Below are 19976 nucleotides of genomic sequence, written 5' to 3'. Positions count from 1 at the left end.
CGACCTTCAGTCTTCGAGTGCGGCGAGAACCTCGTAACCCAGTACGGCGGCGGCGACGGCCGCATTGAGGCTGTCGGCACGGCCCTTCATCGGCATGGTGACGCGCAGGTCGCAGGCCATCTCGTATGCTTCCGGCAGGCCGCGGCTCTCATTGCCGACCAGCACGAAACACGGGGCGGCATAGGGAGCGCTTCGATAGGGTTGGGCATCGCGCAGGCTGGCGGCGACTAGCTGACCGGCACCGCCGCGCAGCCATTCGTCGAAGTCCTCCCAGCGCGCCTGCGCAATGGATTGTGTGAACACGGCACCCATGCTGGCCCGCACTGCCTCTACACTGAAGGGGTCCGCGCAATCGTCGATCAGGATCAGGCCGCCGGCGCCGATGGCATCGCCGGTGCGCAGCATCGTGCCGAGATTGCCCGGATCGCGCAGCGCCTGCGCCACCAGCCAGATATCCGCCGCCGACCGGTCGAGCGCCGCCAGCGACGTATCGAATTCCGCGAACACGCCCGCCACGGCCTGCGGATTGTCCTTGCCGGTGATCTTGGACAGGATATCGGCCGTGGTTTCGACGATCTCGCCCCCATTGGCCTCCACCGCCTCTTCCAGCGCGGTCAGCAGCGGATGGGGATCGCGGCGATCGGCCAGAACCAGCACTTCGGGGATATACCCGCAGTCGCGCGCATCGGTGAGCAGGCGCAGGCCTTCGGCCAGGAACCTGCCTGCCGCCTTGCGGTGCTTTTTCTCGCGCAGACTGCGCAAGGCCTTGACCGTCGGATTGGAAAAGCCGGTGATGTGGCGGCGGTTCGTCGCGCTTGAAGCCATCGCTCAGGGTTCCCCGAAACCGTCCTCGACCATGGCGGACAATTCGGCCAGCACGGCATCGGCATTCTCGCCGGCGACGATGATCTCGATCGTGTCGCCCTTGGCCGCGCCGAGCATCATCAGGCCCAGGATGGAGCCGCCCGCAGCTTCGTTTTCGCCCTTCGCCACGCGCACTTTGCAGCCATCGGGCAATTCGGACACGGCATTGACGAACTTGGCGCTGGCCCGCGCATGCAGGCCGCGCTGGTTGACGACTTCGATACTCCGGCGCAGCTCGCTCAAGAGGCTTTCCGCGCGCTTTCGAGATCCTGGCCGAGAAATTCGCTGGCAACCGTGATGTAATTGCGCCCGGCGGTCTGGGCCGCGTTGACCGCATCGACCACATTCATGCTCTTGCGGGCACCCGCCAGACGGATCAGCATCGGCAGATTGATCCCGGCAATGACCTCGACATGGCCGGTATCGAGCAGCGAGATGGCGAGATTGGACGGCGTGCCGCCGAACAGGTCGGTCAGGATGATGGCACCCTTGCCGGTGTCGACCTGCTTGATCGCATTAGCGATGTCCGCGCGACGCTGTTCCATATCGTCGTTCGGGCCGATACAGATGGTGGCCACGTTGTCCTGTTTCCCGACCACGTGTTCCATCGCGTCGATGAAATGTTCGGCCAGTCTGCCGTGGGTGACGAGGATCATGCCGATCATGCAGCTGCAGTTCCGTTGCGATGCCCGAAGTTCATGCCTGCGTGGCGATTAACCATTCCTTGCCCCGGGGTCTAGCGGCGCTCGAGCGGGTCAGCAGGGCGCGATCCGAGGTTTCGATGCAGAACCGTGGGCGAAAATCCGGCCTCGCGCAAGACCTGCGCGGCGCGTTCGGCAGTGTAAACCGAGCGGTGTCTCCCTCCGGTACAACCGAAAGCGATATTGAGATAGCTGCGCCCCTGGGCGGCATAATGCGGCATGACTTCGCGCAGCAGATCGATGATGCGGTCGAAGGCGGGGGCAAAGGCGGGATCGGCGGCGATATGGTCGCCCACCGGCGCGTCGAGTCCGGTCAGTTCGCGCAGCCCGTCGATCCAGTGCGGATTGTCGAGAAAGCGCATGTCGAACAGCAGATCGGCCAGCGGCGGCATGCCCCGGGCAAAACCGAAGCTGGAAATCGTGACGGTCATGTCACGCTCGGTCCGATCGGCGAAATGCTCGCGAACGACCTGCTGCAACTGGTTGGTTGCATAATTGGTGGTGTCGATGACGATGTCGGCCCAGCGCCGCAATGGCTCGAGCAGTTCGCGTTCCGCCTTGATGCCGTCGAGCGCCGGTCGCCCGCGAGCCATGGGGTGGGGGCGACGGGTTTCGTTATAGCGACGCTCCAGCTCGGTGCTGCCGCAATCGATAAAGAGGGTGGTCAGTTCAATATCGTCGCGCGCTTCGAACTGCTTGCACAATTCGATAATCTCCGCGGGCACGAAACCGCGCGTGCGGGAATCGAACCCGATCGCGATCAGGGCGGCATCGCCGCCGCTGCCGACGAGACCGCCGAGCAGGCGAATGGGGAAGTTGTCGATCGTCTCCCAGCCGAGGTCTTCCAGCACGTCCAGCGCCGTCGACTTGCCCGCACCCGACAGGCCGGTGACGAGCAATATGCGTTGAGAATTGGCCGAATCGCTAACCATTGCGGGGTGCCTATGCCTTTTGGACGGATTTGGGGAGGGGGAGGCCATGACTGGCCAGCGCATATTCGGCGCGCAATGCCTGCACGGCATCGCCGGCGGCAAAGGGCAGGACCGGCACTTCGATCCCTTCGACCGCACGCGTGACGGTTTCCATCGGGAAACGCGGTGCTTTGGAGTCCAGCCGCAGAATCAGGGCGACCGGTCCCTTCGCCACCGGCAGTTCCACGAGCCCGACATTGCGCAATTCGATGAATCCCGCCGTGTTGGGCGGCGGCGCGGCGATCAGCGTGCTCCCCTCCCGCGTCACGCGGATCGCATCGTCCCCGACCAGAATCGCGCCGCGATCTATCAGCGCAAGGGCCAGAGAGGACTTTCCGGATCCCGGCGGCCCTTCGATCAGCAGGGCACGGCCCGCTATCGCTACACCGGTGACATTGGCGAGGACGGTCATCGCTTCGTCGGCAGGCCGAGTTCGAGGCGTGCTCCGGGTGCGCCATCCGTGCGCGAGGTTGCAACCAGCGTGCCGTCATGCGCTTCGGCAATCGTCCGCGCGATGGCGAGCCCGAGCCCCGAATGATTGCCGAAATCTTCCTCCTCGGGCCGGTCGGAATGGAAACGCTGGAAGACCTTTTCGCGCTTTTCTTCCGGTATGCCGGGCCCTTCGTCGCAGATCGACAGGGTGACCCAGCCGTCACGGCGCAAAATTTCGGCCGAGATGCTGCCGCCGGCGGGCGAAAAGGACACGGCATTGTCGAGCAGGTTCTGGATTACCCGTTCCAGGCGGGCCGGTATGCCCATTACCCTGACCGGCGTGTCCGTACCGAAGAGCACGACTGTACGCCCCTCGTTCTCGTCGCGTGCCTCGCGGTTCTCGACGATGGTGCAGAGCAGCTCGACGAGATCGACCGGCTCGAACTCGGTCCGCGACATTTCGGCATCGATGCGACTGGCGTCGGAGATTTCCGTGACCAGCCGATCGATGCGGCGCACGTCGTGGGTGGCGATATCGAGCAATTGTCCGCGCAACTCCGGATCCTCGACCCGGGCGAGCGATTCGGTCGCACTGCGCAGGGAGGCGAGCGGATTCTTGATCTCGTGGGCCACATCGGCTGCGAAATGCTCGACTGCGTCGATGCGCTGACGCAGCGCCGCGGTCATGTCGGAGATCGAGCGGGCGAGCATGCCGATCTCGTCGCGGCGCTGGGGAAGGCGCGGCACCTCCACCTGCCGGTCGCGCCCCTGTCGCACGCGGATCGCCGCCTGCACCAGTTCCCGCAAGGGACGCACGATGGTCTGGGCGAGAAACAGCGACAGCAAGGTCGAGATGATCAAGGCGAACAGGACGACCAGGGCCACGGTGGAGCGCGCTTCGCGCACGCTTTCCGTAATGTCGACCGGGTTGCGCGTAAGCAGCAGCGTATCGCCATCGAGCCCGACCGGCGCCGCAGCATTGATGACATGGGTTCCGTCGGGCGCATCGCGCAGGACGATCTGCGTCAGGCTGTCTTCGCGGGCGCGCTGCAGTTCCGGCCAGTCGCCTACATCGTCGGTTTCGGGTTCGACATAATCGGGAACGGCCGGTGCCCCCACCACGCGGTCGAACCAGCGGTCCAGTCGCAAGGCGAATGCATCCTGATCGACATCTTCCTTGCGCGGCAGGATGAAGCTGGGGGGAGCGAGCTGGAAACTGTCGGATTCGAGCTCGCCATCGGGGCTGTAGACCCTCAGCCGCAGGCGCTGTTCCTTGCCGATCTGGATCAGCAGCGCTTCCTGGCGTTGCTGCGTTGCCCCGGCCAGCGCTTCGGCGGTGATCTGCGCTTCGACAAGTGCCAGCTTGAATCGCTCGTCGAGCAGTTGCTTGCGATAGGCATCCACATAGATGACACCCCCGCCGAGCAACACGAGCGGCAGAATGTTGACGAACAGGATACGGCTGGTGAGCGAGAGCCGCCGCGACCAGCTGAGCTTCTCGAGGCGCGGATCGCCTTTGAGAACGCTACCGATTTCCGACATCAGCCTTCGTTGAAGCTGTAGCCTGCGCCATACAGCGTCTCGATGGCGGAAAAGGTCTGATCGACGCTGCGGAACTTGCGTCGCATGCGCTTGATATGGCTGTCGACCGTGCGATCGTCGACGAAGACGTCGTCCGGATAAGCCGCATCCATCAGCTGGTTGCGGCTCTTGATAACGCCGGGGCGTGCGGAAAGCGCCTCGAGCAGGAGAAATTCGGTCACCGTCAGCGATACGGGCTGCCCGTTCCAGGTTACATGGTGGCGGGCCGGGTCCATATACAGGCGCCCACGCTCCACCACTTCGCCCGGTTTGTCGTCGAACTGCTCGGACAGGATCAGCGGATGATCGCTGCCGCTACGCCGCAGAATGGCCCGAATGCGCGCGAGCAGGAGCCGCAGGCTGAAGGGCTTGGCGATATAATCGTCCGCGCCCATTTCGAAGCCGGCTTCCTCGTCCGTTTCGTCGTCCTTGCTGGTCAGGAAGATCACCGGCAAGGGCGACTTTTGCCGCAGGCGACGGAGCAGTTCCATACCGTCCATCTTGGGCATCTTGATGTCGAAGATCGCCAGATCGGGCGGGTTCGAGAGCAGCGCGCCCAGCGCCGCCTCGCCATCCGAATAGACGCGCGTCGCGAAGCCTTCCGCCTGCAATGCAATCGAAACGGTCGTGAGGATGTTGCGATCATCGTCGACCAGCGCGATGACCGTGCGATTGCCTTCATTGCCAGCGGCGGGTTCTGCGCTCGTGCTCTCCATCGCATGTTGACTAGCGGCATTGGCCTGGCAAAACAACGCAGCCCGTGTCTCGCTCCGACACATATTGTCTCACTTCGGTTTGACGCAGCGACAAGGCCGGATTATGGGCATTGCGAAAGCCGTGCATTCGTATGCGCGGCCGATTCCAGAGAGAACCCGCACATGCGCTGGAGAATTCAGTGACCTTTTCGCTTTCCCACTCGCTTGCCGCGCAGGGCATCGAGACTTCCGCCACCATCCACCCCAACCTGACGTCGGAAGAACTGACCGCCGCCGCGCTCGAGAACGGCGAAGGCCGTCGCGCCAAGCATGGTCCGCTGGTGGTGGAAACCGGCAAGCACACCGGTCGCAGTGCGAAGGACAAGTTCATCGTCCGTGATGCGGAGACGGAAAGCACGGTGTGGTGGGACAACAACGCCTCGATGACACCGGCGCATTTCGCCGCGCTCAAGGAAGATTTCCTCAAGGCGGTTGCCGACAGGAACGACCTTTTCGTCGCCGACCTGTTCGGCGGTTCGCAGCCCGAATATCGCGTCAATGTCCGCGTCATCAACGAACTCGCCTGGCACAACCAGTTCATCCGCACGCTGCTGGTGCGCCCGACCGAAGCCGAACTCGATGGCTTCGTACCCGAATACACCATCATCGATCTGCCGACCTTCCAGGCGGATCCCGAACGCCACGGGACGCGCAGCGAAACCGTGATCGCGGTCAACCTGTCGGAAAAGCTGATCCTGATCGGCGGCACCAAATATGCCGGCGAGATGAAGAAGAGCGTGTTCGGCATTCTCAATTACCTGCTGCCGACCAAGGGCGTGATGCCGATGCATTGCTCGGCCAATATCGGCCCCGACGGCAAGAGCGCGGTATTCTTCGGCCTGTCGGGCACGGGCAAGACCACGCTTTCGGCCGATGCCACCCGCACGCTGATCGGCGACGACGAGCACGGCTGGTCGGATACGGCGGTCTTCAACTTCGAAGGCGGCTGCTACGCCAAGATGATTCGCCTCAACCCCGAGGCCGAGCCGGAAATCTACGCCACCACCAAGATGGAAGGCACGGTTCTCGAAAACGTCGTGATGAACGATGCCGGGGAGATCGATCTCGACGATAACAGCCTCGCCGAGAATACCCGCGGTGCCTATCCGTTGTCTTCGATCCCGAACACTTCGGAAGAGAATATGGGCCCGCCGCCCTCGAACGTGATCATGCTGACCGCCGATGCCTTCGGCGTGCTGCCCCCGATCGCGCGCCTCACGCCCGATCAGGCGATGTATCACTTCCTGTCGGGCTACACCGCCAAGGTTGCCGGAACCGAGATCGGCGTTACCGAGCCGGAAGCGACTTTTTCGACGTGCTTCGGCGCCCCCTTCATGCCGCGTCATCCGAGCGTCTACGGCAATCTGCTGAAAGAGCGTATCGCCAGGGGCGAAGTCGCGTGCTGGCTGGTCAATACCGGCTGGACGGGCGGCAAATACGGCACCGGTCACCGCATGCCGATCAAGGCCACGCGCGCGCTGCTCAACGCCGCGCTCGACGGTTCGCTCAATAATGCCAAGTTCCGCAAGGATCCGAATTTCGGCTTCGAAGTGCCGGTTAGCGTCGCCGGCGTCGACGATGGCATCCTCGATCCGCGTTCGACCTGGGCGGACAAGGAAGAATACGACCGCACCGCCAACAAGCTGGTGCAGCTTTTCGTCGACAATTTCGAACCCTTTGCACAGCATGTCGATCAGGGCGTGCGCGACGCGGCGCCCCACCGGTCGATCGCTGCCTGACCCCTTACGCCCCGCAGGGCGGCTCAGTTGGAGAGGAGAGCCCCCGGCCGGGAAACCGGACCGGGGGCCACTTTTTTTTGTCATCTTGATAGTCTTAAAGGATGGTAAGTAGCCTCAGCCAAGGAGACCCAGCATGAGCATGTTCGATAGTATCCTGAAAAACATCTCCGGTTCGCCCGACGATGTCGTCAATCTCGCCACCAAGGTCGGCATCGATCCTGCCATGGCCGAAAAGGCCATCGCCGCGCTCGGCCAGTCGCACCAGATGGAAGGCGATACGGTTGAACTGGCAGCGGCCAAAACAGGCCTCGACACCGGGACGCTGGGCCAGATCGTGCAACAGATCGGCGGCGAAGGCTCGCTGATGGAGTTCGCCAACACGCTCAAGGACCATCCACAAGCAGGCGGCATTCTCAAATCGCTCGACCGCGATGGCGACGGCAACCCGCTCAACGATATCGCCGGTATGGCAAGCGGCCTGTTCGGAAAGAAATAGCCCGCCTCAGATAACGCTCGCCGGCGCGGGCAACCGATAGACGTAGTCCCAGATACGGCTGACGACTACCGAACCTTCGCCCACCGCGCTGGCGACGCGCTTGACCGAACCCGACCTCACGTCGCCGACGGCGAAAATGCCGTCGGTGCCTGTTTCGAACGGCGTGTCGCGGCCGACCTCGGCGCCGGTTTTGACGAAACCCTTCTCATCCGTTTCGACCAACCCCGAAAGCCAGGCGGTGTTCGGGGCCGCCCCGATCATGATGAACAAAGCGCGCGTATCGAGCTGCCATTCACCATCGGGGGCGGCAAAGGTCACGCCTTCCAGATGGTCGTCGCCATGCAGGGAGGCAATCTTCGTGTTGTAGTGGATCGTTATCGCCGGATCGGCTTCGAGCCGCTGGGTAAGGTAGCTCGACATCGAAGCGGCCAGGCTGTCGCCGCGCACCACGACATGGACGTGCTTTGCGCTGCGGCAGAGATACATGGCGGCCTGTCCGGCGGAATTGCCCCCGCCGATCACCACCGCTTCGGTATTGTGGCAGAAGCGCGCTTCCATATCGGTCGCGGCGTAGAATATGCCGGAACCCTCGAACTCTTCCAGCCGGTCGAGGGGCAGGCGGCGATATTGCACGCCGGTCGCCACGAGCACGGATTTCGCGCAAACCTCGTCGCCATGGTCCAGCTGCGCGCAGAACGCGCCGTCGGCGCGCCGGGTCAGACCGAGTACGGTGCGCGGCATGGCGAAACGTGTGCCGAACTTCATGGCCTGGATCTGCCCGCGATAGACGAGGTCGGCCCCGCTGATTCCTGTCGGAAAGCCCATATAGTTTTCGATCCGGCTGCTGGAGCCGGCCTGTCCGCCGATGGCCGTATCTTCGATGGTCAGCGCGCACAGCCCTTCGCTGCCGGCATAGACCGACGCCGCGACGCCCGCCGGGCCACCGCCGACGATCAGCACGTCGTAAAGCGTCTCGCGGCAGACATCGAGGTCGAGATGGAGATATTGGGCGACCTTGCGCGGCGAGGGATCGTCGAGCACGCGGTCTCTGCCGAGGATCACGCTGGGCCGGTGATCGACCAGATTGCAGGCGGCAAGGCTTTCCTCATCGCTTCCGTCCATGTCGAGACTCTGAAACGGGATGCGATTGCGACTGAGGAACTGTTCGACCTTCTGCACCTTGGCATCGCGATCCGCGCCGATCAGCTTGACCGAGCTATTCCTCAGCTCAAACTGCCGGCGTCTTCGGGCCGAGAATACGCGAATGACATGGTCCGAAAGTTCGGGGATGCGGGCCATGAGGCGGAGCATGTCGACGCGGGGCACTTCGAGTGTGCGGGTAGGCTTCGCGGCGCGCATGGGGAGGACATTGGCACCTGCATTGAGGAAGGATATTTCGCCCATGAACTGCGTCGGGCCGAGCGAACTTTCCAACAGCCGGGCGCCCGACCATGGATCGACCACTTCGATTTCGCCCTCGAGGACGTAAACGAACCGGTCCATCGGTTCTCCAGCTTCCGCGACCATTTCGCCGGCAGCGTAGCTGCGTTCGCTGCCGATCCGGTACAACTCGGCCACATGGCTTTCGGCCAGCGGCACGCGCGGCATGGTTTCCAGATTTTCGCCGAGCGATTCCATTCTTCAGTCCCTCGCTTGCCCGTGTTTGCGGCCCAGAGGGCATACGCATGGATGCGCGGTTCTATCCGCCGCGCAGAGGACTAGTCGCCTTCGTCCCCTTCGCCTTCTGCCATGTCTTTTGCGATCGCGGCAAGCTCATCGGCCAGGTTCGATATCGGTTGCGGCTTCCATTCGGTTCCCTCCTCGACCTGCGCCATTGCTTCGATATAGCTCTGGGCCGCGGTCGCCATGCCCCCGCCATGCGGGTTTGCGGCGACGGGACCGAGCGTATGGCGCGCCAGCGCAATCTTGCCTTCGCGCGCCTGCATCAGCCCGGCCTGCATCGCCAGACCGCGATCGAACGGCGATAGCTGCGCGGCCCGCTCGAGCGCATGGCGGGCGGTTTCGTTGGGTGCCTCGCCCCGCTCGACGAAGCTGCGATAGTAGTAGATCAGCGGTAGCGGATGATCCTGTTCCAGCCGGTTGAGCGCCGAGAACGGCTGCATTGCAGCAGTGTAGGCAGCTTCCTCGTCCTCGGCGTCGGCGGCCTTGCGGAACAGTGCGTAGCCTTTCTGGACCAGCGCATTCTTGGCCGACGGATCGATCGCCAGCGCGGCATCCGCGGCGGCGATGGCCCGATCGTCGTTCCCGGCATCGAATTCCGCTTCGGCGAGAGCGGCAAGCACGCCGGCGTCCTGCGGGTAACGCGACGCCACGTCCCGCGCCTCGCCCAGCAACTCGACCGCCTGTTCGCGGTTTACGCCGCGTTTCGATCGGATGATGACAGGGAGCATGTCGCCCATGCCCTCGCTCAAGCGCTCGACCGTCACAGCCCCGATGGGCAGCCGGTCCGGCGGGATGTTGAAGGAGAGTATCCTGCGCTTCTTCAGATACCGGTCGAGATCCTTGCCCAGAGTATCGATATCGCCGAACACCGCCTGCGCGGCATCCATGGAAGCGGCGCCACCGGCAATGCGGCCCACGTAGTCCTGCAATTGGCCCTGGCGCGACTGATCGAAGGTCAGATAATGGTAGAGCGCCCAGCTCCTGCCATAGAAGTCGTCGCGCGGGACGGCGGCGCCGCGTTGCACGTTGCCGCGCTCGAACAGGTCTTCCATGGAGACTTCGGGAGCGAGCGCCAGTTCGGCTGCTCTATGATAGGCGGGACGCCCTATCTCGACCTGCCCGGTGCGCGGGAAACGGGCCGAGGCGAAGAACTCCGCGCCGCCTTCGTCGATCCAGCGGGGCATGGCGAAGCGCGCGCTGCCGATCAGGAAGTGGTGGGCATATTCGTGCAGGAGAATGGTCATCGACCATTCCAGTTCGCCGGAGGTCGGGCGCACATTGGGCACGAAGGCGACCGATCCGCCGGCGCGGGGAATGTAGAATCCCCCGACATTCTTCCTTTCGGAAAGCTCGCGCATCGTGCGCGAGCCGCCCACGGCAAAGACGGTCACGCGATTGGACGGGCTCGGCTTGTCCACTTCCCGCCCGGTGACGTAGGACATCGCCGAATGTTAGCGCTCGAGCATTTCGGCAAAGCGCGCAACGTCCTTTTCGCTGTCGTCCGCATAGATGACGAAGTGATCGCTATCCGCCCGGTACCAGTCGGCCTGCGCGGGCACGGCGAGAATGAGTGCTGCAAAGGCAGCGAGAAACCTGAACATGGCTGCGACCCCGGTCTGATCCACAAACCGCAGCTTATCCGCCTATAGCGAAAAATCTATGACAAATGTGTCATTTGCCTGCACGGGCAAGGTAGCGATCGACGTTGTGCTCCAGCACGTCCATCGGAACATTGCCGCCGAGCACGACGGCATCGTTGAATGCCTTGACGTCGTACGCAGCGCCCAAGGCGGTTTGCGCGCGAGCACGCTGGTCGACAATGCGGCTGTGGCCCAGCTTGTAGCCTGTCGCCTGGCCGGGCCAGCTGCAATATCGGTCGACTTCGCTTTCGACTTCGGTCGGTTTGCTGCCATTGCGCTCGACGAAGAAGTTGACCGCCTGCGCGCGGCTCCAGCCCTTGGCGTGGAGGCCCGTATCGACGACCATGCGGCAGGCGCGGAAGGCGAGGCTCTGGAGATATCCGAGCCGGCCGACCGTGAACTCGTCATAAGCACCCAGTTCGTCGGCGAGCTGCTCGCCATATAGGGCCCAGCCTTCGCTGAACGGATTGAAGGCGAGGATCGAGCGAATCAGCGGCAGGCGGTTCGAATATTCGCCCTCCCACACATGGCCGGGAATGGCTTCGTGATAGGTGAGATCGGCGAGATCGTATTTGCGGTGCAGGTCGGTGGTGCGCAGATTGATCCAGAAACGCCCGGGAATGCTGCCATCCTTGCTGCCTGCGCCGCCATAGGCGCCCGGCGCGCCGACTTCCTCTGCCGGCGGGATGCGCTTCACTTCCATATTGGGATCGACCAGCGTGTTGAAGGCACGCGGCATCTGTGCCTTGATCCATTCGACCCGCTCGGCGATGAAATCCATGATTTCGGCGCGGCCCGGATCGCCTTCGGCAAATTTGTAGCGCGGGTCTTCCGACAGCGCCTGCATGCGTTCCCCGACCGAGCCGCCGGTATAACCGATCTCTCGCAGGATCGGGTCCATCCGTGCGTGGAGGGCTTCGAGTTCCTCGAGACCCTGCTCGTGGACCTCGTCGGGCGTCAGGCGGGTCGTCGTGCTCGACCGCAGGGCCCAGGCATAGAATTCATCGCCGCGCGGCCGGGCGGAGATTCCCGGCGCGTCGGTGGCGACGGCACGCTCGGCGCGCAATTCCTCCAACTGACGGATCAGGGCTTCGGCGATCGGCCCGTTTTCGAGTATTGCCGCCCGGTTCGCGTGGCTGTCGGGCATGCCCATGGCGGTGAGCTTGGTACGCAGGTCCGCTGCGAACATCTCGCCCTTGCCGGCACTCGCGACGGTCTGTTCCATCTGTCCGATCGCCTTGTCGAGCAGGAAGCCGGGCGGGACGACACCCATGCCGCGCGCGGCCTTGATACGGGCCAGTTCGCCGTCGAACACCGCCGGCATCTGCTCCATGCGTTCGATATAGGCGTCGGCATCGTCGCCATTCTCGACCTTGTGATCCGATTGCATGAAGCGCGGCAGGGCGAGATACTGGCCGACATTCTGGATCACGACATAAGGTGCGGTGCGCCAGTTGCCGACCGGCGTATCGCCATAGGGCAGGGCGAAGCCGTCGAGCGCGAGTTCGTAGGCGCTTTCGACCACTTCGAGATTGGTCAGGTTCTCGCTGTCGAGACCGTCCCGGGGAACGGCGCGAATGCGGTCGAGATCCTGTCGCAAAGTGGCGGCAAAGGCGTCCTGCCCCGCGGGCGACTGATCTTCGAGCTTGCCGCGCAGGCGATAATACTGGTCCGTATCCACTCCGAGCGAGGTCGCCCGTTCCGGTTCGTGTTCGAGCAGGTTGTATCCGGCGACTTCCAGCAGCCTTTCCGCACCGATCGATTGCGCTTTGGCCACGCCCTCCGGACGGACGGTGGCGGCGCAGCCGGTCAGGGCAAGGGCGGAGGTCGCGCCGAGCCCGGCGAGGGTCTGGCGGCGGGTGAGGTCGAAGCTGTTCCGGGTCATGTTCGCCGGTGTGCGCGGCGTGGTGCTGCTAGTCAAATCGTAAAGATCGCGGGCACTTCCGCCGTGGGAAGGAGTGGTGCGAAGCGCATGGTCTTTTGCCTTTGATGCTTTGCAGCGACCGATCGCCGGATTATGGCACTGCCATGCTCGACACCGTGCTTTCCATCACCGTCCTCGCAGCGATCCTGCTGGTGATCGGTGCGTTCTTCATGTGGCGGCGCACGGGCAATGCGAAGAATTCGCTGTTGATGGTTCTGCTGGCCGCCATCGCACTTGCCAATGTGGCGATCTGGACCGTGCCCGATGCCGGGGGCGAGGCCCCGCTCGACAAGCTCGAGCAGGGCGCCCGCTAGGATGGCGTCACTCGGGCAATTGCCAGAGCACCGAGCTGTTGAAGCTGCCTGCCACTGCCTGGCCATTGCTGTCGCGCGCGGGTTCGAAACGCGCGCGCCGGGTGACGAGTTTGCAGGTCGCGTCGTCCAGTTCGCCATGGCCCGTCGAGCCGGTGACGGTGCAGTTCGTCACGCGGCCATCGGCGGCGATTTCGAGGCGGAATTTCGCCAGACCGGTCAGTTCCTGCCTGATCCATGACGGGCGATAGTCATTGTCGGTAAGCCATGCGCCGGGATTGTTGCGTGGCTTCGCGGCGACCGGGTCCAGACCCGGCTGTGGGGTCGGCTTGGGGATTTCCGTACCCAGTCCGGGAGAGGGCTTGGGCAAAGGCGGGAAGACCAGCGGTGTATTCTCAAAGGGTGGATCGGCCGGCTTTAGGTCGAGCTTCGGCGTAGGAATGTGAACCAGCGTTTCCGTCGGCTCGGCCGCCTTCGGCTCTACCGGGTCGACCGGTTTCGGCGGCGGCGGCGGATCGATCGGAATATTCGTGGCGCCGATCTTGTTGATGATCTCGGGCATGGTACCGCTCACAGTCAGGCCGGCGACCAGGATCGCGGCAAAGGCTGCATGCACCCCGACCACAGCCGCCATACTGGCGGCGGACGGCCTGCTGGACTGGTCTACATAGGACATGGTTGTAGCTCCTCTTCCGATGCGGGAGGCTGCTTTGCGCGACTCCTCACACGGTAGATGATACAACGTAACTATTTCATCCGGAAACGATTTCGCGTTGCATTACGCAACCTTAGCGTATTCGGAAGCGGGGCCAGGCCCTACCCGGCTCATCGAGTTACGGCCGCGTTCGCGACTGTCAGGTAATCGGACAGCTCGGATCGAGGCGGAAGTCGAGGTAATTGTCGACCGACTTCATCAGCTCTTCCTGCTCGTTTTCGAAGAAGTGGTTCGCGCGCGGGATTTCCTCGTGATGCACGGTGATGTGCTTCTGCGTGCGCAGCTTTTCGACCAGTTTGGTCACCGCGTTCGGCTGTACCACTGTGTCCTGCGCGCCGTGGATGAAGATGCCGCTGGCGGGGCAGGGGGCGAGGAAGGAGAAATCGTACATGCTCGCCGGCGCACCGATGCTGATCCAGCCGCGGATCTCGGGGCGGCGCATAAGGAGCTGCATGCCGATCAGCGCGCCGAAGCTGACGCCGGCGATCCAGGTCACCTGCGCTTCGGGGTGGACCTGCTGCACCCAGTCGAGCGCGCTGGCCGCATCGGACAGCTCGCCCACGCCATTGTCGAAGCTGCCCTGGCTGCGGCCGACGCCGCGGAAGTTGAAGCGCAGGGTGGCGAAACCGCGATTGACGAAGGTCTTGTAGAGCCGCTGCGTCATCTGTTCGTTCATCGTGCCGCCGCCCTGCGGGTGCGGGTGGAGGATCATCGCGACGGGCGCGCGCGGACGCGGGGCCGGAGAGAAACGGCCTTCGAGGCGGCCTTCGGGGCCGGGAAAGATCACGGTCGGCATGGGAGGTGTACCCTAAGCAAAAGTCGAAGCGCTTGCGCCGGATAAGGCTTTGCGCGAAGTGGCGCGCTATATAGGGTTTGTCGCCCAAATCGCAATCATTTCGAGCACGTATCATCCCGGACCGCATCTATCTCGACCATGCCGCCACAACGCCGCTGCGCCCCGAAGCGCGCGCGGCGATGGAAGAAGGCTTCGCGCTATGGGCCAATCCGTCGAGTCCGCATGCTGAAGGCCGCAAGGCGCGCAGCCTGCTGGAGGATGCGCGCGAACGCGTGAAGGTGGCGCTTGGCTGGGACGGCGAGGTGATCTTTACTTCGGGTGCGAGTGAGGCGGCGGCATTGGCGCTGCATCATGCCAATGCAGGCGCACGGCTTGTCTCCACCGTCGAGCATGATTGCGTTTTGCAGGCGGCTCCCGATGCGGAGCGATTGCCTGTTTGTAGCGATGGTTCCCTTGATCCGGAAGTGCTGACCGAAGCCGTGGAGCGCGAACGTCCTCTCGTGGCGGTCCAGCAGATCAACTCCGAAACCGGCAATCGGCAGGATCTTTCGGCAATTGCGGGCATAGCTCATCAGGCGGGCGGATTGGTGCTCGCGGATTGTGCGCAAGGGGCGGGACGGTACGCGACCCCGCGCTGCGACATGGCAATCGTGTCCGCGCACAAATTCGGCGGACCGATCGGCATCGGCGCCCTGCTGGTAGAGGACTATGCCATGCTCGCGCCCTCTGGCGGGCAGGAGCGTGGCTATCGGCGCGGGACCGAGAATTTGCCCGGCGTGCTGGGCATGGCGGCGGCGCTCGCGGCTTGCAGCGATCCTTATGTCGCGCCCGAAGTGCTCGAACCGCTCGATGCGCTGGCCGAGGAATGCCGCAAGCTCGGCGGCACTTGGTTGTCCGACCGCCTCTCCGACCCCACGCCTTATATCCGCGCGATCGCCATGCCGAGTATGAGCGCCACCGCGCAGGTCATGCGGTTCGACATGGCAGGGATCGCCGTTTCGCAAGGCTCGGCCTGTTCGAGCGGCACGATGAAAACCAGTCGTGTGCTCGAGGCGATGCAGGTCGAACCGGAGGTTGCCGCCAACACGATCCGCGTCTCGGTCGGCTGGAACACGACCCGCGCCGAAGTGGAGCGCTTCCGCGAAGTCTGGCTCGATCTGGCCGGTGCCTGATTTCTTCCGTCATTGCGAGGAGCCGCGGGCGACGCGGCAATCCATGGAAATGCGCCCTCGATTGCTTCGCTTCGCTCGCAATGACTGTATGAGGGTACAGTGATCTATCTCGACTACCAGGCCACCACCCCGCTCGCACCCGAAGCGCGCGACGCGATGCTGCGCTGGCTCGACGGGCCGGGCGGCACCGGCTTCGGCAATCCGCACAGCGCGCACCGCATGGGGCGGCAGGCCCGGGCTGCGATCGAGCTGGCGCGCGATCAGGTTGCGGCGCTGTTTCCCGCAGGCGGCAAAGTGATCTTCACCAGCGGCGCGACCGAGGCGCTCAATCTGGCGATCCGGGGTTCGGGGCAGGGGGGCACGGTGTCCTATTCGGCCATCGAGCATTCGGCGGTCGGCGATACCGCGCAGGCGGTAGGCAAGAGCCATGTGCTCAATGTCGCTGCGGACGGCCAGTGCAACACCAGGCAGGATTTGCCGGGCGACACGCGGCTCGTCTGCGTAATGCAGGTCAATAACGAAATCGGGACGATCCAGCCCACGATCGAATGGCACCGCAAGGCCAAGGAAAACAACGCCTTGTTCTTGTGCGATGCGGTGCAGGCCTATGGCCGGATCGAGGTCACCGGGGCGGACATGATCGCGATTTCGGCGCACAAATTCCACGGTCCCAAGGGCGTCGGCGCATTGTGGGTGCGCGACGGACTGGACCTTGATGAAGTCCAGACCGGCGGCGGGCAGGAGTTCGGCCTGCGTTCCGGCACGCTCTCTCCGGCGCTGGTCGCGGGCATGGGAGCGGCTGCACAGCGTGCGAAAGAGACGCTCGATCAGGACGCCGAACATGTCCGAACACTGTGGAACCGCGCGACCGAACTGTTTGCCGACTGGACAATCAACGGCAGTGTCGAAGCGCGCTGGCCCGGCAACCTCAATATTCGCCGCGACGGGCTCGATGTCGCCCGGCTGATGAGCGATGTACGCGACGTGATGTTCTCAGCCGGGAGCGCCTGCGCCAGCGGATCGGGCCGGCCGAGCCATGTCCTCAAGGCCATTGGCCTAGACGACAAGCAGGCGAAAAGCTCGATCCGGCTCGGGTTCGGGCGTTACACGAAACTCGATGAAATCGAAGAGGCTGCGGGCAAGATCAACGCTGCTGCGGAGGCGCAAGGATTGTGAAAGTCGAATTCGTCACGTCGAAGGGCGACACGGTGCGTGCCGAGGCCGAACCCGGCGACAACCTGCTGCGCGTGGCGCAGGCGGCAGGTCTGCCGCTGGAGGGAACCTGCGAAGGGCAGATGGCCTGCTCCACCTGCCACGTGATCGTTGCACCGGAATGGTTCGATCGGCTGGACGAGGCGAGCGAGGAGGAGGAGGATATGCTCGATCTCGCCGCCGGCGTTATGCGCACCAGCCGCCTGTCCTGCCAGATCGTGCTGAGCGCGGCGCTGGACGGGCTGGCCGTGACGATCCCGGCGGAGAGCCACGACATGCGGCGCTAACCGCCGGTCCCCCTGGGAGCGGGTTTGGTCGATTGGCCTTTGTCCTCGCCCCAACTCCATGTAGCGATGCCGCAGCTTTATGCCGAGACTTCGGAGGGATTGTCATGCGTTTCCAGAATACCCTGCTGCTTGCCGCAGCGCCCGTCGCCCTGTTCGCGCTTGCCGCGCCCGCCTTCGGGCAAACCGCTGCCAGCGAGACGGCCGAGGTTGCACCGGACAATCACAATGCGGAACTGCGCGCCTGGTTCGACGCAAAATACGAAGAGCAGGTGATGGACAGCCCGCTCTGGCTGACGTCACTGGGCCGCAAGGAACGCTATGGCGAGATCGACGACTTCTCGATCGCCGCGCAGGACGAGGACCTCGCCTGGCTCAAGGCCTCGGTCGAGGAGATGGAGCAGACCTTCGACTATGACAGTCTGAACGCGACCGACAAACTGTCCTACGATCTCTGGAAATACGAATACGAACGCGCCGCCCAATCCGCCGAATGGCGGGACAGCGGCTATGTCTTCACCCAGATGCAGGGCGCGCACACATTCCTGCCCAGGCTGCTGATTTCGCAGCACCGCGTCGCTACCGCACAGGATATGCGCGACTACATTTCGCGCGTGTCGGCAATCGGGCGCGCTTTGGGGCAACTGGTCGACATCGCGGAACCGCGGGCGGCGGCCGGCGTGCGCCCGCCCTATTTCGCCTATGATTTCGTGATCGATGAATCGCAGAAACTGATTTCCGGCGCCCCGTTCGACGATGGGGCGGACAATGCCCTGTGGCAGGACGGCAAGGCGAAGATCGCCGCGCTGGTCGAAGCGGGCACGATCACCGCCGCCGAAGGCGAAACGATGCAGGGCGAGCTGGAGGCCGCGCTGAAGGACGGCTACAAGGCCGGGTACGACCGGGTGATCGCCTTCATGACAGCCGACAAACCCAATGCATCGGAAATCGGTGTCGGGGTCGGTAGCCTGCCCAATGGTACAGCCTATTATGGCTATCGCCTGGCCGACAGCACGACGACCGATCTGACCCCCGAACAGGTCCACCGGATCGGTCTGGACGATGTCGAACGCATTCATGCCGAGATGGAAGCGATCAAGGACGAGGTGGGTTTCGACGGGGACCTGCAGGCCTTCTTCGCCCACATCAAGGAAGACCCGGACAATTACTTCCCCCAAGGCGATGAGGGCGCACAAATGTATATCGACGCTGCCGCGGCGGCGATCGACAATATCGAATCCAAGCTGCCGCAATATTTCGGCCTGCTGCCCAAGGCCGCGCTCGAGGTTAAGCGGGTGGAAAAATTCCGCGAGCAGGATGGCGGCGCGCAGCATTACAGTTCCGGCACGCCCGACGGTTCGCGTCCCGGCGTCTATTACGCGCATCTGTCGGACATGAGCGCCATGCCCAAAAACATGCTAGAAGTGATCGCCTATCACGAAGGCCTGCCCGGGCATCACATGCAGATCTCGATCGCGCAGGAACTGACGGGCGTGCCCAAGTTCCAGACCCAGCTGGGATACGGTGTCTATGCGGAAGGGTGGGGCCTGTATTCGGAACGTCTGGCCAAGGAAATGCCGGGCGCCTACGAAGATCCCTATTCCGATTTCGGACGGCTGAGTTCGGAACTATGGCGCGCCATCCGGCTGGTGGTCGATACCGGTATCCATTCCAAGGGCTGGACCGAGGATCAGGCCATCGCCTATTTCACCGAAAACTCGCCGCAGAACGCCGAAACGATCCGCAACGAAGTGCGGCGCTATATCGTGATGCCGGGGCAGGCGACCAGCTACAAGATCGGAATGAACAAGATCCTCGATCTGCGCGCGAGGGCGGAAAGCGAGCTGGGCGACGATTTCGACATTCGCGGGTTCCACGATGCGGTGCTCGGCGGCGGATCTCTGCCGCTGTCGCTGCTGGAACGCCGCGTGGATGCGTGGATCGCGGAGCGCAAGGCCGCGTAAGAGTATAGCCCTCTCCGGTGGTGATCGGAGAGGGCCTTGCCTGTCAGTCCGAAGCAGAGTTGGGGTCCTTGCACAGCGCAACGACATGAGGCAGCTTTAAGAGTAGTGGGAATAGGGAAATTCCCTAATTTCCATGCCTTATTTTGAGAACCTGCCAGGCCTCGTGGACAAAGCTTGACTGGGAACTCGGACGTTGATTGTGCTTTGCACAGCTTCGCTTCCAAGGCTGGCTTTTGGAGGCGGCATTGGGCGAGCGGATTGGCGTTACAGACGAGGAATGGGAAGTGGTCGGGCCGCTGCTGCCGCCTGAGCAGGGACGCGGATGCCGCCCGGCGCAGGATAGCCGTCCCTATTCTAAAGGCATGATGTGGATCGCGCGGACCGGCGCGCAGTGGCGGCACTTGCCCGACGAATATGGCAAGTGGAACAGCGTGTTCCGTCGCTATCGCCGATGGGTCACGACCGGCGTGTTCGATGCCATGCTCGAGACGCTGGCCGAGCTGGCAGGGCGCGATACCGCAGCCGACATGATCGATAGCGCCGTGGTCCGGGCGACCGGGCGAAATACAAGTGGGGCAACCTGATCGAGCGCCTGTTCAACAAACTCAAGAACCGGCGGCGCATTGCAACCCGCTACGACAAAACCAAGGAATCCTACTTCGGCTTCGTCGCTCTCGCCTCAGTCAAACTCTGGATACCCTTTGTCTATGAAGCCCGGTTGGTGGGAGGTTGCCGC

The 19976-nt window shown here is 63.5% G+C and carries 21 protein-coding genes; 8 read left to right on the top strand and 13 right to left on the bottom strand.

What is annotated here, in order from left to right:
- Positions 1–6: 6 nt before the first annotated feature.
- The 7 genes from K3174_RS14395 to K3174_RS14365 all read right to left on the bottom strand — a co-directional run bounded on the left by K3174_RS14395 (position 7) and on the right by K3174_RS14365 (position 5265).
- Positions 7–825: a TrmH family RNA methyltransferase gene (locus K3174_RS14395; RefSeq protein WP_221559845.1), complete on the bottom strand. Its 819-nt coding sequence runs from the start codon at positions 823–825 to the stop codon at positions 7–9.
- A 3-nt stretch (positions 826–828) separates the two neighbouring features.
- Positions 829–1107 carry an HPr family phosphocarrier protein gene (locus tag K3174_RS14390; protein ID WP_221559843.1) on the bottom strand — a complete coding sequence of 93 codons (279 nt, stop codon included), beginning with the start codon at positions 1105–1107 and terminating at the stop codon, positions 829–831.
- Positions 1104–1529, bottom strand: coding sequence for a PTS sugar transporter subunit IIA (locus K3174_RS14385; protein WP_221559842.1), 426 nt, complete (start codon positions 1527–1529; stop codon positions 1104–1106). Before K3174_RS14385 ends, K3174_RS14390 begins: the two co-directional genes overlap by 4 nt.
- Positions 1530–1600: 71 nt before the next feature.
- Entirely contained in the window at positions 1601–2497 is an 897-nt protein-coding gene (rapZ, locus tag K3174_RS14380) for an RNase adapter RapZ (RefSeq protein ID WP_221559840.1), read from the bottom strand.
- 10 nt (positions 2498–2507) lie between these two features.
- Positions 2508–2948, bottom strand: coding sequence for an HPr kinase/phosphorylase (locus tag K3174_RS14375; RefSeq protein ID WP_221559838.1), 441 nt, complete (start codon positions 2946–2948; stop codon positions 2508–2510).
- Positions 2945–4510, bottom strand: a complete 1566-nt coding sequence (locus K3174_RS14370) for an ATP-binding protein (RefSeq protein ID WP_221559836.1) — start codon at positions 4508–4510, stop codon at positions 2945–2947. Before K3174_RS14370 ends, K3174_RS14375 begins: the two co-directional genes overlap by 4 nt.
- Entirely contained in the window at positions 4510–5265 is a 756-nt protein-coding gene (locus K3174_RS14365; RefSeq protein WP_221559834.1) for a response regulator transcription factor, read from the bottom strand. Before K3174_RS14365 ends, K3174_RS14370 begins: the two co-directional genes overlap by 1 nt.
- Positions 5266–5444: 179 nt before the next feature.
- Between K3174_RS14365 and K3174_RS14360 the strand changes: the two genes are divergently transcribed.
- Together K3174_RS14360 and K3174_RS14355 are read left to right on the top strand one after the other, a co-directional pair.
- The gene (locus K3174_RS14360; protein ID WP_345719666.1) at positions 5445–7043 is read left to right on the top strand and encodes a phosphoenolpyruvate carboxykinase; all 1599 of its coding nucleotides are present in this window, start codon (positions 5445–5447) and stop codon (positions 7041–7043) included.
- Positions 7044–7176: 133 nt separating this feature from the next.
- On the top strand, positions 7177–7539 hold the full coding sequence (locus K3174_RS14355; protein WP_221559831.1) for a hypothetical protein: 363 nt from the start codon (positions 7177–7179) through the stop codon (positions 7537–7539).
- A 6-nt stretch (positions 7540–7545) separates the two neighbouring features.
- Here K3174_RS14355 and K3174_RS14350 read toward each other — a convergent pair whose 3' ends face one another.
- The 4 genes from K3174_RS14350 to K3174_RS14335 form a co-directional block, all read right to left on the bottom strand.
- Positions 7546–9177 (bottom strand): FAD-dependent oxidoreductase, encoded by a 1632-nt coding sequence (locus tag K3174_RS14350; RefSeq protein WP_221559829.1) that lies wholly within the window; start codon positions 9175–9177, stop codon positions 7546–7548.
- An 80-nt stretch (positions 9178–9257) separates the two neighbouring features.
- A complete protein-coding gene (locus K3174_RS14345; protein ID WP_221559827.1) occupies positions 9258–10664 on the bottom strand; it encodes a DUF1570 domain-containing protein in 1407 nt (468 codons plus the stop codon).
- A gap of 9 nt (positions 10665–10673) precedes the next feature.
- Positions 10674–10823 carry a hypothetical protein gene (locus K3174_RS14340; protein ID WP_221559825.1) on the bottom strand — a complete coding sequence of 50 codons (150 nt, stop codon included), beginning with the start codon at positions 10821–10823 and terminating at the stop codon, positions 10674–10676.
- A 70-nt stretch (positions 10824–10893) separates the two neighbouring features.
- The gene (locus K3174_RS14335) at positions 10894–12747 is read right to left on the bottom strand and encodes a DUF885 domain-containing protein (protein WP_221559823.1); all 1854 of its coding nucleotides are present in this window, start codon (positions 12745–12747) and stop codon (positions 10894–10896) included.
- A 143-nt stretch (positions 12748–12890) separates the two neighbouring features.
- Here K3174_RS14335 and K3174_RS14330 point away from each other — a divergent pair, with 143 nt between their 5' ends.
- A complete protein-coding gene (locus K3174_RS14330) occupies positions 12891–13100 on the top strand; it encodes a hypothetical protein (RefSeq protein ID WP_221559820.1) in 210 nt (69 codons plus the stop codon).
- A gap of 7 nt (positions 13101–13107) precedes the next feature.
- On the opposite strand, the gene K3174_RS14325 is transcribed toward K3174_RS14330, so the two are convergent.
- Together K3174_RS14325 and K3174_RS14320 are read right to left on the bottom strand one after the other, a co-directional pair.
- Positions 13108–13773 (bottom strand): energy transducer TonB, encoded by a 666-nt coding sequence (locus K3174_RS14325; protein WP_221559819.1) that lies wholly within the window; start codon positions 13771–13773, stop codon positions 13108–13110.
- Positions 13774–13951: 178 nt separating this feature from the next.
- Entirely contained in the window at positions 13952–14608 is a 657-nt protein-coding gene (locus K3174_RS14320) for an alpha/beta hydrolase (RefSeq protein ID WP_221559817.1), read from the bottom strand.
- Between the two features lie 77 nt (positions 14609–14685).
- On the opposite strand from K3174_RS14320, the gene K3174_RS14315 reads away from it, so the two are divergent.
- From K3174_RS14315 to K3174_RS14295, 5 genes are all read left to right on the top strand, one after another.
- The gene (locus K3174_RS14315) at positions 14686–15780 is read left to right on the top strand and encodes a cysteine desulfurase family protein (RefSeq protein WP_247712204.1); all 1095 of its coding nucleotides are present in this window, start codon (positions 14686–14688) and stop codon (positions 15778–15780) included.
- A 99-nt stretch (positions 15781–15879) separates the two neighbouring features.
- A complete protein-coding gene (locus K3174_RS14310) occupies positions 15880–16956 on the top strand; it encodes a cysteine desulfurase family protein (RefSeq protein WP_221559815.1) in 1077 nt (358 codons plus the stop codon).
- On the top strand, positions 16953–17279 hold the full coding sequence (locus tag K3174_RS14305; RefSeq protein WP_221559813.1) for a 2Fe-2S iron-sulfur cluster-binding protein: 327 nt from the start codon (positions 16953–16955) through the stop codon (positions 17277–17279). The genes K3174_RS14310 and K3174_RS14305 overlap by 4 nt, the downstream gene beginning before the upstream one ends.
- 104 nt (positions 17280–17383) lie before the next feature.
- Entirely contained in the window at positions 17384–19240 is a 1857-nt protein-coding gene (locus tag K3174_RS14300) for a DUF885 domain-containing protein (protein ID WP_221559811.1), read from the top strand.
- 245 nt (positions 19241–19485) lie between these two features.
- Positions 19486–19824, top strand: a complete 339-nt coding sequence (locus K3174_RS14295; protein WP_247712203.1) for a transposase — start codon at positions 19486–19488, stop codon at positions 19822–19824.
- Positions 19825–19976 lie beyond the last annotated feature (152 nt).

Origin of the sequence: Qipengyuania qiaonensis, from assembly GCF_019711515.1 — a bacterium.
In the GTDB taxonomy this organism is placed as follows: domain Bacteria; phylum Pseudomonadota; class Alphaproteobacteria; order Sphingomonadales; family Sphingomonadaceae; genus Qipengyuania; species Qipengyuania qiaonensis.
Note: the sequence above shows the minus strand (reverse complement) of the source record. Positions and strands in the feature narration are given on the sequence as shown.

Coding starts and splice junctions, on each gene's coding strand:
- rapZ (WP_221559840.1), bottom strand. CDS start 2,497: ATGGTTAGCGATTCGGCCAATTCTCAACGCATATTGCTCGTCACCGGC.
- K3174_RS14335 (WP_221559823.1), bottom strand. CDS start 12,747: ATGACCCGGAACAGCTTCGACCTCACCCGCCGCCAGACCCTCGCCGGG.
- K3174_RS14370 (WP_221559836.1), bottom strand. CDS start 4,510: ATGTCGGAAATCGGTAGCGTTCTCAAAGGCGATCCGCGCCTCGAGAAG.
- K3174_RS14300 (WP_221559811.1), top strand. CDS start 17,384: ATGCGTTTCCAGAATACCCTGCTGCTTGCCGCAGCGCCCGTCGCCCTG.
- K3174_RS14385 (WP_221559842.1), bottom strand. CDS start 1,529: ATGATCGGCATGATCCTCGTCACCCACGGCAGACTGGCCGAACATTTC.
- K3174_RS14375 (WP_221559838.1), bottom strand. CDS start 2,948: ATGACCGTCCTCGCCAATGTCACCGGTGTAGCGATAGCGGGCCGTGCC.
- K3174_RS14330 (WP_221559820.1), top strand. CDS start 12,891: ATGCTCGACACCGTGCTTTCCATCACCGTCCTCGCAGCGATCCTGCTG.
- K3174_RS14395 (WP_221559845.1), bottom strand. CDS start 825: ATGGCTTCAAGCGCGACGAACCGCCGCCACATCACCGGCTTTTCCAAT.
- K3174_RS14365 (WP_221559834.1), bottom strand. CDS start 5,265: ATGGAGAGCACGAGCGCAGAACCCGCCGCTGGCAATGAAGGCAATCGC.
- K3174_RS14325 (WP_221559819.1), bottom strand. CDS start 13,773: ATGTCCTATGTAGACCAGTCCAGCAGGCCGTCCGCCGCCAGTATGGCG.
- K3174_RS14345 (WP_221559827.1), bottom strand. CDS start 10,664: ATGTCCTACGTCACCGGGCGGGAAGTGGACAAGCCGAGCCCGTCCAAT.
- K3174_RS14350 (WP_221559829.1), bottom strand. CDS start 9,177: ATGGAATCGCTCGGCGAAAATCTGGAAACCATGCCGCGCGTGCCGCTG.
- K3174_RS14320 (WP_221559817.1), bottom strand. CDS start 14,608: ATGCCGACCGTGATCTTTCCCGGCCCCGAAGGCCGCCTCGAAGGCCGT.
- K3174_RS14355 (WP_221559831.1), top strand. CDS start 7,177: ATGAGCATGTTCGATAGTATCCTGAAAAACATCTCCGGTTCGCCCGAC.
- K3174_RS14340 (WP_221559825.1), bottom strand. CDS start 10,823: ATGTTCAGGTTTCTCGCTGCCTTTGCAGCACTCATTCTCGCCGTGCCC.